8 protein-coding genes and 1 pseudogene are annotated in these 12142 nt (G+C 70.0%); 4 read left to right on the top strand and 5 right to left on the bottom strand.

The features are described 5' to 3' along the window. Window positions 1-439 precede the first annotated feature (439 nt). From ABZW30_RS00700 to dnaK, 5 genes are all read right to left on the bottom strand, one after another. Window positions 440-1438 (bottom strand): helix-turn-helix domain-containing protein, encoded by a 999-nt coding sequence (locus tag ABZW30_RS00700; protein WP_355668838.1) that lies wholly within the window; start codon window positions 1436-1438, stop codon window positions 440-442. 219 nt (window positions 1439-1657) lie between these two features. Next, window positions 1658-2188, bottom strand: a complete 531-nt coding sequence (locus ABZW30_RS00695) for a helix-turn-helix domain-containing protein (RefSeq protein WP_355668837.1) — start codon at window positions 2186-2188, stop codon at window positions 1658-1660. Between the two features lie 7 nt (window positions 2189-2195). Next, window positions 2196-3347, bottom strand: coding sequence for a molecular chaperone DnaJ (gene dnaJ, locus ABZW30_RS00690; RefSeq protein WP_355668836.1), 1152 nt, complete (start codon window positions 3345-3347; stop codon window positions 2196-2198). 226 nt (window positions 3348-3573) lie between these two features. After that, window positions 3574-4194: a nucleotide exchange factor GrpE gene (gene grpE / locus ABZW30_RS00685; RefSeq protein ID WP_355668835.1), complete on the bottom strand. Its 621-nt coding sequence runs from the start codon at window positions 4192-4194 to the stop codon at window positions 3574-3576. Continuing rightward, window positions 4191-6038, bottom strand: coding sequence for a molecular chaperone DnaK (dnaK, locus tag ABZW30_RS00680; protein WP_355668834.1), 1848 nt, complete (start codon window positions 6036-6038; stop codon window positions 4191-4193). The genes grpE and dnaK overlap by 4 nt, the downstream gene beginning before the upstream one ends. A 291-nt stretch (window positions 6039-6329) precedes the next feature. Here dnaK and ABZW30_RS00675 point away from each other — a divergent pair, with 291 nt between their 5' ends. The 4 genes and pseudogenes from ABZW30_RS00675 to ABZW30_RS00660 all read left to right on the top strand — a co-directional run bounded on the left by ABZW30_RS00675 (window position 6330) and on the right by ABZW30_RS00660 (window position 12083). Beyond that, window positions 6330-8558, top strand: a complete 2229-nt coding sequence (locus ABZW30_RS00675; RefSeq protein WP_355668833.1) for a (Fe-S)-binding protein — start codon at window positions 6330-6332, stop codon at window positions 8556-8558. Window positions 8559-8848: 290 nt separating this feature from the next. Continuing rightward, window positions 8849-9922: pseudogene (locus ABZW30_RS00670) on the top strand (NDP-sugar synthase); the annotation flags it as partial. Between the two features lie 182 nt (window positions 9923-10104). Further along, window positions 10105-11106, top strand: a complete 1002-nt coding sequence (locus ABZW30_RS00665; protein ID WP_355668832.1) for a Yip1 family protein — start codon at window positions 10105-10107, stop codon at window positions 11104-11106. 86 nt (window positions 11107-11192) lie between these two features. Beyond that, window positions 11193-12083 (top strand): metal-dependent hydrolase, encoded by an 891-nt coding sequence (locus tag ABZW30_RS00660; RefSeq protein ID WP_355668831.1) that lies wholly within the window; start codon window positions 11193-11195, stop codon window positions 12081-12083. Window positions 12084-12142: the final 59 nt, after the last annotated feature.

Here is a 12142-nt window from a genome sequence, read left to right as displayed (position 1 = left end):
GTGAACGCTCGTGCTATTGGTCCAGCTTGCGGACTTCAGAGGAAGAGGGTAGGTCCATGTCCCGTATGCGCCGACTTGTCCGTAAGGCTGTGCTGTCCGCAGTGGTGGGCGTTTCTCTCGTGGCTGTCGCGGCCGCTGTCGGGGGTTATGGACCGACCGAGAACGCGCACGACCGTGCGACCGTCGTTGTCGGAGCTCAGGCAGTGGCTGACGACCTCCACTGGTAAGCCGCGCGCCCGGTATGCCGGATTGCCCGGCCGGCGGGAGGCCTGGGCATCGAACCTTCCGGGCGGGGCGAGGGGGCCATTGGCATTGACATGCCATCTCGCGCATCCCGGTTGTCGTCCATGCCCGTAATGCCGACGTGGCCGATGGGCGTCCTGCACCCGCCTTCGGCCATCGGGGTCTCCCGGTCGCCGAGGGGCCCCGGGGTGCGATGTCAGTGCCCCCCGCTGCCCCCTCTCGCCGCATGCCCGAGGACGTAGCCGAGCTGGAAGAGCGAGTCGACGTTGTACTCCTCGCGCATTTCCGCGATATGCCTGGCCAGGGTCCGTTCGCTGATCCCGAGCCGTCGCGCGATGACGCGGTGATTCGTTCCGGAGAGCAACAGGTCGACGATGGTCTGCCGGAGCTGTGAGACGACCTGATGTGGAATGGTGCGGTCGCCTTCGAAATCCAGGGCTCTGCTCCAGTTTCGTTCGAAGACTTCTTGGGCGAGATAGTCGATCACCGCCGAATCATGGATGAAGGCGGCCAGGTTGTCTCCGGCGACCGGGATCACCGCGAGTCGCCGGTCGAAGATCAGCAGCCGGTTGTACGGCTCGTCCAGGGTTCGGAACTGCCACCCTTCCTTGGCGAGCGTGGCCACATAGTCCCTGGTGGGCTGGTGATAGCGGGTGCTTGCGTTGTAGATCGTCCGCATCGACGCGCCGGTGCGAATGATGTCGAGATCCCGCTTCAGGAACGAAGTCAGCATTTCGGAGGGTCGTGGCCCCCCGGGCTGCATGGCGAGAGCCTCGGTTATGTCACTTGCTGCGGCCTGTTGCAGCCGCTGATTAATCAGTGCCCTGCCCTGGACGTATTCAATGGGTCCGCCGGTCTGGTCGGGCATGTGGAACGCCTCGGCCAGATCTGTCAATTCAGCTGGAATTGAAACCGCGCGCGCCAGGAGGTCGAGAGCCTGGCGTTGCCAGGTCGAGCTCAGGCTGGCGGCAAGTTTTTCAGGGTCGGTCGCGAACAATGACCCGGGCTCGTCATTGTCCGAAATCAGAAGCCCGAGATCCAGCAACTCCTGGAGTGCCTCGTTCTCGTCCTGAGTGCAGGTACTCCTGACGAGTCGGCCGTCTCCTGCCAAGGCTTTGAGGTACAGCGTGCGGGCGCCGGGAGACAGGATTGGCGATCGACCTTGGTGGTTCACCAGGTGTTCTCGATCACTCACTTTCGGCTCCTTGTCGTCGACCGGACAAGTAGTCAACGCGACTGAAGTCCGCTGCCCAGGGATCTTAATCGGAGACCGCGATCCGATGCTCGGCTCAAATCAAGTCCGTCCAGGTGCTCGTCAGGTCCCTGAAATCAGCACTCTCTCACCAACACCGAGCCGCCGGCACCCCCCGAACAGGAGGGAGCCGGCGGCTGGCGAGGTGAGCAGTGCCCCAGGTCAGCGCTTGGGGCGCCAGACGACGAGGGCGCTGGACTGGGGAGTGGGGGGCTGGTACGGGACGAGGTCGCGGCGGTAGGAGGCGTGGACGGCCGCCTCGCGCTGCTGGAGGGCGGTGGCAGCGCCTTCCAGGGAGTCGACCAGCTCGGTGATGCGGGCCTGGAGGGCGGTGACCTGGTTCTCCAGCTCGATGATCCGCTTGATGCCGGCCAGGTTGATGCCCTCGTCCTGGGAGAGCCGCTGGACCTCCCGCAGCTGCTGGATGTCGCGGGCGGAGTAGCGGCGGCCGCGGCCGGCGGTGCGGTCGGGGCAGACCAGGCCGAGGCGGTCGTACTGGCGCAGGGTCTGCGGGTGCAGGCCGGACAGCTCGGCGGCGACCGAGATGACGTACACCGGGGTTTCCTCGGTGAGCACGTACTGCGGCGGGGCCGAGGCGGTGCGACGGGTCGTACGGCGGCGGCCGTCGCCCGGCAGGCCTTCGCCGATGCCGGGGCCGATCGGGCTGTCGGGGGTCATCGGGTTCGGGGACATCTGGTCGTCACGCTCCCTCCGCCGCCCGGAAGAGGGCGGCTCGCGGGTCGTCGGAGACGGTGGCCTCGCGGTACTGCTCCAGAGCGTTCAGCGCGTCGCCGGTGACGTGCTGAGGCACCACGACCTCGACGGTGACGAGGAGGTCGCCGCGGGTGCCGTCCTTGCGGGTGGCGCCCTTGCCGCGGGCGCGCATGGTCAGACCGTTGGCGCTGCCCGGGGGCAGCTTGAGCTTGACGGCGGGGCCGCCGAGGGTGGGCACCTCGATGGTGGCGCCGAGGGCCGCCTCGGGGAAGGTGACCGGGACGGTGACGGTCAGGTTGTCGCCCTTGCGCCCGAAGACCGGGTGCGGGTCGACGTGCACGGTGACGTAGAGGTCGCCGGGCTGGCCGCCGCGCTCGCCCTGGGCGCCCTTGCCCTTGAGCCGGATCCGCTGGTCGCCCTGGACGCCGGCCGGGATGCGGACCTGCATGGTGCGGGCGGAGCTGGCCCGGCCGCTGCCGTGGCAGTCGGTGCAGGGGTCGTCGACGATCATGCCCCGGCCGCGGCAGTCCTTGCACGGCTCGGAGAGCGCGAAGGCGCCCTGGCCGCGGCTGACCGTGCCGGCGCCGACGCAGGTCGGGCAGACCCGCGGGGTGGTGCCGGACTTGGCGCCGGTGCCGTTGCAGACGCGGCAGGGGGCCTGGCTGGTCATCCGCAGCGGGACGGTCGCGCCGTCGACCGCCTCCTCGAAGGAGAGCGTCACCTCGGTCTCGACGTCGGCGCCGCGCCGGGGCTGGGCCTGCCGGGTGCCGGTGCGGTTGAACAGGCCGCCGAAGACGTCGCCGAGCCCGCCGCCGCCGCTGCCCTGGTTGCCGCTGAAGAGGTCGCCGAAGTCGAAGCTGTAGCTGCCGGTGCCGGTGCCGCCGGTGCGGAAGCCGCCGTTGGCGAAGAGGGTGCGGGCCTCGTCGTACTCCTTGCGGCGCTTCTCGTCGGAGAGGACGTCGTACGCCTCGGAGATGTCCTTGAAGCGCTCCTCGGCCTTGGCGTCGCCCTTGTTCGCGTCCGGGTGGAACTCGCGCGCCAGCTTGCGGTAGGTCTTCTTGATCTCGGTGGCGGTGGCGTCCTTGGGCACGCCGAGGACCTTGTAGTAGTCCTTCTCGACGAAGTCCTTGCCGCTCATGCGCCCACCTCGCTTCGCTCGGCAGCCGATTCGCGGCACGCGCACCTCTTAACGGTTCGCTCGCTGCGCTCGCTCACGGCCTCCGCCACCTCCCGATGTCCATCGTCACTGCGCTGTCAACAGCGAGGCCCGCAGAGCCCACTGCTGACAGCGCGCTGCGGAGCCGGCCGCCGTACTGGCCGGCGTACGACTCCGCAGCGCACTGGTTGTCAGCTGTCACAGGTTGTCAGCTGTCCGAGCCACCGTCGGACTTGTCCGCGTCGGCGGACTTCGCGTCGGCGTCCGGGGCGGACGCCGTCTGGCTGCCCGGCTGGGGCTCCGCCACGGCGACCATCGCCGGGCGGATGATCCGCTCGCCGATGCGGTAGCCGGGCTGGAGGATCTGCACACAGGTGTCCTCGGTGACGTCCGAGGAGTAGCTGTGCATCAGCGCCTCGTGCTGGGTCGGGTCGAAGGGCTCGCCCTCCTTGCCGAACTGCTGCAGGCCCAGCTTGGCGACGACCGTCTCCAGGGACTCGGCGACGGACTTGAAGCCGCCCGTCACCTCGCCGTGCTCGCGGGCGCGGCCGATGTCGTCCAGGACCGGGATCAGGGACTCCAGGATGTTGGAGACCGCGATCTCGCGGACGGTCAGCCGGTCGCGCTCGACCCGCTTGCGGTAGTTCTGGTACTCGGCCTGCAGGCGCTGCAGGTCCGCGGTGCGCTCGGCCAGCTCGCGCTTGGCCGTGGCGAGCTCCTCGGAGCCCTCGCCGGCGCCGGCCGCCGCGGCTTCCTCGGCAGCCTTGATCACGGCCTCCTCGGCGGCGGAGTCGTCGCCGGGCTTGCCGCCCTGCGGCTTGTCCGTCATGCCGACGCACCGCCCTTGGGCTTCTCGTCGTCCACGATCTCGGCGTCGACGACGTCGTCTTCCTTGGCCTGGGCGGACTCGCCGGCCGCGGCGGCACCGGCACCGGCGGCGTCGGCGTTGGCGTACAGCGCCTGGCCGAGCTTCTGGGCGGTGGTGGAGACCTTCTCCGAGGCCTCGCGGATCTTCGCGATGTCCTCGCCCTTCAGGGCCTCCTTGAGCTCGCCGATGGCGGTCTCGACCTCGGTCTTGACGTCGGCCGGCAGCTTGTCGGCGTTGTCGGCGATGAACTTCTCGGTCGAGTAGACGAGCTGCTCGGCGGAGTTGCGGGTCTCGACGGCCTCGCGGCGCTTGTGGTCGTCCTCGGCGTACTGCTCGGCCTCGCGGCGCATGCGGTCGACCTCGTCCTTCGGCAGCGAGGAGCCGCCGGTGACGGTCATCTTCTGCTCCTTGCCGGTGCCGAGGTCCTTGGCGGCGACGTGCATGATGCCGTTGGCGTCGATGTCGAAGGTGACCTCGATCTGCGGCAGGCCGCGCGGCGCCGGCGGCAGGCCGGTCAGCTCGAACATGCCGAGCTTCTTGTTGTACGCGGCGATCTCGCGCTCGCCCTGGTAGACCTGGATCTGCACGGACGGCTGGTTGTCCTCGGCCGTGGTGAAGATCTCGGAGCGCTTGGTCGGGATCGTGGTGTTGCGCTCGATCAGCTTGGTCATGATGCCGCCCTTGGTCTCGATGCCGAGGGACAGCGGGGTGACGTCCAGCAGCAGGACGTCCTTGACCTCGCCCTTGAGGACACCGGCCTGGAGCGAGGCACCGATGGCGACGACCTCGTCCGGGTTGACGCCCTTGTTGGCGTCCTTGCCGCCGGTCAGCTCGCGGACCAGCTCGGCGACGGCCGGCATACGGGTCGAGCCACCGACCAGGACGACGTGGTCGATCTCGGAGAGCGAGATGCCGGCGTCCTTGATCACGTTGTGGAACGGGATCTTGCAGCGCTCCAGCAGGTCGGAGGTCAGCTGCTGGAACTGGGCGCGGGTGAGCTTCTCGTCCAGGTGCAGCGGGCCCTCGGCGGAGGCCGTGATGTAGGGCAGGTTGATCGAGGTCTCGGAGGACGAGGACAGCTCGATCTTGGCCTTCTCGGCGGCCTCGCGCAGACGCTGCAGGGCCATCTTGTCCTTGGACAGGTCGACGCCGTGGCCGCTCTGGAAGGTCTTGACCAGGTGGTCGACGACCTTCTGGTCCCAGTCGTCACCACCGAGGTGGTTGTCACCGTTGGTGGCCTTCACCTCGACGACCCCGTCGCCGATCTCCAGCAGGGAGACGTCGAAGGTGCCGCCGCCGAGGTCGAAGACCAGGATGGTCTGGTCGTCCTTGTCGAGGCCGTACGCGAGGGCGGCCGCGGTCGGCTCGTTGACGATGCGCAGGACGTTCAGGCCCGCGATCTCACCGGCCTCCTTGGTGGCCTGGCGCTCGGAGTCCGAGAAGTACGCCGGGACGGTGATGACGGCGTCGGTGACGGTCTCGCCCAGGTACGCCTCGGCGTCCCGCTTCAGCTTCTGCAGGATGAAGGCGCTGATCTGCTGCGGGTTGAAGTCCTTGCCGTCCAGGTTGGTCTTCCACCCGGTGCCCATGTGGCGCTTGACCGAGCGGATGGTGCGGTCGACGTTGGTGACCGCCTGGCGCTTGGCCACCTCGCCGACCAGGACCTCGCCGTTCTTGGCGAAGGCGACGACGGACGGCGTGGTCCGGGCGCCCTCGGCGTTCGTGATGACGGTGGGCTCGCCACCCTCGAGAACGCTGACGACCGAGTTCGTCGTGCCGAGGTCGATGCCGACCGCGCGTGCCATCGTAGATACCTCCACGGAAGAGTTGAGCTTTACGGGCTCAAGCATGCATGAGGCTCACGAACGAGTCAACAGCCTTGAGCCGTCCTGGCTCAACTTTGCTGCGGCGGCGATTCCCCTCTGCTGTTTTGCTCCGAATGGATGAGTATGGCCTTACGTGACTGCCGCCATACCTTGAGCACCTTCTGAATCGGCGCTAACGGGCGGTAAGGTCCGGCCGGTGGGTGGTTAAGTTACCCACGAGTACACTTGACCGACGTATACCTTCACCGCCCTGGAGTACGGAGAAGCCGGATGCAGCTAGCAGCGATCGTCATCTCACTGGGCACGACCGTGGTCGGCGTGGCGCTGTTCGCTCGTGCCATCGCGCAGATCTACCGGTTCGTCCGGCTCGGCCAGCCCGTACCGAAGGGCGCGCGGATCAACGACCCGGTGGCCCGCACGGTGACCCTGATCCGTGAGTTCCTCGGGCACACCCGGATGAACAAGTGGGGCGTCGTCGGCATCGCCCACTGGGCTGTCGCGGTCGGCTTCTACGCGTTGATCCTCACCCTGGTCGGCGCGTTCGGTCAGCTCTTCGACCCGGACTTCGAGGTCCCGGTCGTCGGCGACTGGACGCCGTACCTGGTGTTCCAGGAACTGCTCGGCTTCGTGACCTTCCTCGGCATCGCGGTGCTGACCGTGATCCGCCAGCTGAGCCTGCCGAACAAGGCGGGCCGCAAGTCCCGCTTCGCGGGTTCCAACATGGGCTTCGCGTACTTCGTCGAGGCGGTCATCCTGGTCATCGGCGCGGCCATCCTGACCCTGCGCGGCCTGGAGGGCGCCCAGCTGGGGGCCGACCACTACTCGGTCGACTACGTGGTCTCGTACCCGCTGGTGAAGCTGTTCTCCGGACTGAGCGTCGGCACCCTGCACAACCTGCTCTGGCTGGTCGCGACGATCAAGATCTCCGTCTCCTTCATCTGGATGATCACGGTCTCGCTGAACACCGACATGGGTGTGGCCTGGCACCGCTTCCTGGGCTTCCCGAACATCTGGTTCAAGCGCAACGCCGACGGTGCCGTCGCGCTGGGCGCGCTGCAGCCGATGACCTCGGGCGGCCAGCCGATCGACTTCGAGGACCCGGCCGACGACGCCGTCTTCGGCGTCTCCCAGGTCGAGCACTTCTCCTGGAAGGGCATCCTCGACTTCTCCACCTGCACCGAGTGCGGTCGCTGCCAGTCGCAGTGCCCGGCCTGGAACACCGGCAAGCCGCTCTCCCCGAAGCTGCTGATCATGAGCCTGCGGGACCACGCCTTCGGCAAGGCGCCGTACCTGCTGGCCGGTGGCGGCAAGGACATGGAGGGCACCGAGAAGGCCACCGCCGAGCAGCTGAAGGACGTCCCGGCGGCGGCCCTCGCCGAGGGCGAGCGCCCGCTGATCGGCACCGCCGAGGAGAACGGCGTCATCGACCCGGACGTGCTGTGGTCCTGCACCACCTGCGGCGCCTGCGTCGAGCAGTGCCCGGTGGACATCGAGCACATCGACCACATCGTCGACATGCGCCGCTACCAGGTGATGATCGAGAGCAACTTCCCGACCGAGGCCGGGACGATGCTCAAGAACCTGGAGAACAAGGGCAACCCGTGGGGCATGGCCACCAAGGCCCGCCTGGACTGGGTCAAGGAGCTCAAGAAGGAGACCGGCATCGAGGTGCCGGTGATCGGCGAGGACATCGACCCCGCCGAGGTCGAGTACCTCTACTGGGTCGGCTGCGCCGGTGCCCTGGAGGACCGCGCGAAGAAGACCACCAAGGCCTTCGCCGAGCTGCTGCACACCGCGGGCGTGAAGTTCGCGATCCTCGGCAAGGAGGAGACCTGCACCGGTGACTCCCCGCGCCGCCTGGGCAACGAGTTCCTGTTCCAGATGCTCGGCGCGCAGAACGTGGAGACGCTGAACGCCGCGCTGGAGGACGCCCCGACCAAGCGGATCGTGGCCACCTGCCCGCACTGCTTCAACACCATCGCCAACGAGTACCCGCAGCTCGGCGGACACTTCGAGGTGATCCACCACACCCAGCTGCTGCAGCACCTGATCGATGAGGGCAAGCTCGTCCCGGTCAACCCGGTCGAGGGCCTGATCACCTACCACGACCCCTGCTACCTGGGCCGCCACAACAAGGTCTACAGCCCGCCGCGCGAGATCATGGACAAGGTCCCCGGTCTGCGCCAGCAGGAGATGCACCGCCACAAGGAGCGCGGCTTCTGCTGCGGCGCCGGCGGCGCCCGGATGTGGATGGAGGAGCGCATCGGCAAGCGGATCAACACCGAGCGCGTGGACGAGGCGCTGTCGCTCAACCCGGACATCGTCTCCACCGCCTGCCCGTTCTGCCTGGTGATGCTCTCCGACTCGGTCAACGGCAAGAAGAACGAGGGCGCGGCCAAGGAGCACCTGAAGGTGGTCGACGTGGCCCAGCTGCTGCTCGACTCGGTGAAGGCGACCCCGCCGACCGAGACCGAGGCGCCTGCGACGGTGGACGCGTAGCGACCGCTGTTCGACAGTTCTGCTACAACTGCCCGGCCCGGTGGACGCAGTCAACGCGCCCGCCGGGCCGGGCTTTTGGCGCCCGGGCCGACGGCCGGGGATACGGCGGGCGGACGGAGGGTGACGTCAATCGCACGGCCGCCGGACGGGCATTCGGTCGGAAGGAAATACAGTAGGCGCCGGACCGGCCGCGCGGCCGGTCGACCCGTTCCGGACGGGGACAGAACACCGACGGAGGTACCGGCCCGCCGGGCCGGGCCGCAGAGACCACAAGGGGAACAGCGCAGACCATGACCGAGGCGATCATGCTCGTCGGTGGTAAGGGCACGCGACTGCGTCCGCTGACCACCCACACCCCCAAGCCGATGCTGCCCGTCGCGGGCGTCCCGTTCATCGCGCACCAGCTCGCCCGCGCGGCCGCCGCCGGGGTCACCCGCGTGGTGCTGGCCACCTCGTACCTGGCCGAGGTGTTCGAGGACCACTTCCAGGACGGGACCCCGTACGGCATCGAGCTGGTCTACCTGACCGAGCGCGAGCCGCTGGGCACCGGCGGGGCCATCCGCAACGCCGCCTCCGGGCTGACCTGCGGTCCGGACGAGCCGGTCCTGGTCTTCAACGGCGACATCCTCTCCGGGCTCGACATCGCGGCCCTGCGCGACGGCCACGTGGCCGCGGGGGCCGACGTCACCCTGCACCTCACCCGGGTCGAGGACCCGCGGGCCTTCGGCCTCGTCCCGACCGACGGGAACGGGCGGGTGCTGGAGTTCCTGGAGAAGCCGGAGACGCCGGAGCAGATCGTCACCGACCAGATCAACGCCGGCTGCTACGTCTTCACCCGGTCCGTCATCGACCGCATCCCGGCCGGCCGGGAAGTGTCCGTCGAGCGCGAGACCTTCCCCGAGCTGCTGGCCGGCGGCGCGCTGCTGCGCGGTGTCGTCGACACCTCGTACTGGCTGGATCTCGGCACCCCGGCGGCCTTCGTCCGCGGCTCGGCCGACCTGGTGCTCGGCAAGGTCGACTCCCCGGCCGTCCCCGGCCCGACCGGCGACGCCCTGCTGCTGCCCGGCGCCACCGTCCACCCGGGCGCGGTGCTCAGCGGCGGCACCGTGGTCTCCGAGGACGCGGTGATCGAGGCCGGTGCGATCGTGGAGGGCAGCGTGATCCTGCCCGGCGCCGTGATCGGCCCGGACACCCTGGTCAAGGACTCGATCGTGGGCGCCTTCGCCACCGTCGGCGACCGCTCGGCGCTGGACGGCGCGGTGATCGGCGACGGCGCGATCGTGGAGTCCGACAACGAGCTGCCCAGTGGCATCCGGATCGCCTGCGGCACCCTGCTGCCGGTCGGCGCCGTGCGCACCACGGCCGGCCCGGGCGGCTGCCCGGCCGGCACCAGCGCGGCCGCCGCGGTGCACGGGCCGTCGGTCACCGCCCAGCGGTAGCGACATCTGGGGGGCGTTTCGGACCCGTTCGTCTCAGGCTCGCTGCAAACCGGCCCCGGCTCCGTCCGGGGCCGACGCGCGTTGGGCCGGACGGGTACCTTCAGAGCGTGGCTGGTAATCGATACGACAGCGGTCAGGGCGCCGACCGCCCGCACGGCGGATGGTCGCCCCCGCCGCCGCCGACGGCGCCCGGGGGGTACGGGCCGCCGGACGGGCCGGAGTACTTCACGGCCCCGCACCCGACGGCGGCCGGTGGCCCCGGCGGTCCGGCCGGCGGCCCCGGCAGCCCCGGGAGCACGGCCGGCGACGGCTACGACCCGTACGCGGCGGACCGGCCGGGCAGCACCCGCGCCTTCCCGGTCGGCGACCCGTACGGGCGGCAGCCGCCGTACGGCCAGGAGCCCTACCAGGGCCAGGACCAGGGCTGGTACGGCCAGGGGCCGGGCCACTACGACGACGGCTACGGGCAGCAGCCGCCGTACGGCCAGGAGCCGCAGCCCCCGTACGGCCAGGACAACGTCGCCGTCTACCGGGCCGGCGGCCAGTCCGGGCCGCACGTCTCAGGCCCCCGGCCGCAGTGGCGCGAGCTGATCACCGGCATCTTCAGCAGCCCGACCGCGATCTTCGACCGCACCCGCGACCACCAGGTCTGGCTGCCCGCCCTCACCGTCTCGATGCTGTACGGCGCGCTCGCGGTGCTCGGCATCGGGCTGACCCACGACGACATCGTCAACTCGACCTTCTCCGTGGCGCTGACCGGCCTGCTCGCCGCCGCCGTCGGCTTCACCCTGGTCGGCGGGATCTTCGGTGCGGTCACCTACGCGCTGGCCCGCCAGCTCGGCGGCGACGGCCCGTGGAAGTCGACGGTCGGCCTGGCCGCGCTGATCGGCTGGCTGACCGACGGGCCCCGGCTGCTGCTCGACCTGGTGCTGCCCTCCGGCAGCGCGGTGGTCCAGGTCGTCGGCTGGGCCACCTGGATGTTCTGCGCGTACCTGCTGACCACCATGGTCCGGCGGGTGCACGACCTGCCGTGGGGCAAGGCGGCGGCCGCCGCCGCGGTGCAGCTGATCGCGCTGCTGGTGCTGATCAAGCTGCCGACCCTGGGCTGAGGGGCGACAGGCAGAATGGTGGGCGGGTCCGGCCGGAAGGTTCGGGCCCGCCCGCCCTCGTTCGTCCACCACCACCGGAGCCAGCCATGACCCTCCCCACCACCCACGTCAGCTTCCCGGCCGGGGCGGTGACCGGAGAGTCCCCGGTGCTCGCGGTGCACCCGCTCGCCGACGGCCGGTACGCCGTGGTGACCGGGGCGACCCCGTTCCACCCGCTCGACCACACCTGGCCCGACCAGCCGGCCGACCACGGAACCCTGACCGTCGACGGCGCCGAGCTGGCCGTGGTGGACTGCCTCACCGGCGCGGTCGGCCCGGACGGCGGCGCGCCACTGGTCGGCGCCGAGATCCCGGTCAAGCGCGGGGACGAGGAGTGGTCCTGGCTGGTCCTGCACGTCCTGGACACCGACCCCGGGGACATCACGGGCCGCACCGCCGTCCTCGCCGTCGACGCCGAGCGCCGGGCCGCCCTGAGCGCCTCGCACAGCGGCTGCCACCTGCTCGCCCTCGCCCTGAACGCCGCACTCGCCCCGCGCTGGCGCAAGGACCCGGGCCGCTCGGACGCCTTCGGAAACCCCGACTTCGACAGCCTGGCGATGGACAGCTCGGTGATGGACACCCAGGCCAGCACGGACACCTACCGGCTCGGCAAGTCGCTGAAGAAGAAGGGCTTCACGGTGGACGCCACCGAGGAGCTCCCCGCCCTCGCCGACTCCCTGCCCGCCCTCACCCAGGCCGTCAACGCGCAGCTCGCGGCCTGGGTCGCGGCCGACGCCCCGGTCCGGATCGAGGTCCCCGGCCCCGAGCTCACCGCCCGCCGCCAGTGGCACTGCGAGCTGCCCGAGGGCGGCGCGCGGATCTTCTGCGGCGGCACCCACCTGCACCACCTCGGCGAGCTCGCCGAACTGCGTACCGAGCTGCGGCTGTCCGAGGACGGCACCGAGCTGGTCGCGGTCACCAGCCCCGAGCGGGCCTGAGAAACGCCGCGGGCGGCCGCCCCTCGTGGTGAGGGGCGGCCGCCCGCCGTGCGTGCACT

Origin of the sequence: Kitasatospora sp. NPDC004669 (genome assembly GCF_040609455.1) — a bacterium.
GTDB lineage: Bacteria > Actinomycetota > Actinomycetes > Streptomycetales > Streptomycetaceae > Kitasatospora.
This window is presented reverse-complemented; position numbering and strand designations above follow the sequence as displayed.

Coding starts and splice junctions, on each gene's coding strand:
- ABZW30_RS00695 (WP_355668837.1), bottom strand. CDS start 2,188: ATGTCCCCGAACCCGATGACCCCCGACAGCCCGATCGGCCCCGGCATC.
- dnaJ (WP_355668836.1), bottom strand. CDS start 3,347: ATGAGCGGCAAGGACTTCGTCGAGAAGGACTACTACAAGGTCCTCGGC.
- grpE (WP_355668835.1), bottom strand. CDS start 4,194: ATGACGGACAAGCCGCAGGGCGGCAAGCCCGGCGACGACTCCGCCGCC.
- dnaK (WP_355668834.1), bottom strand. CDS start 6,038: ATGGCACGCGCGGTCGGCATCGACCTCGGCACGACGAACTCGGTCGTC.
- ABZW30_RS00675 (WP_355668833.1), top strand. CDS start 6,330: ATGCAGCTAGCAGCGATCGTCATCTCACTGGGCACGACCGTGGTCGGC.
- ABZW30_RS00660 (WP_355668831.1), top strand. CDS start 11,193: ATGACCCTCCCCACCACCCACGTCAGCTTCCCGGCCGGGGCGGTGACC.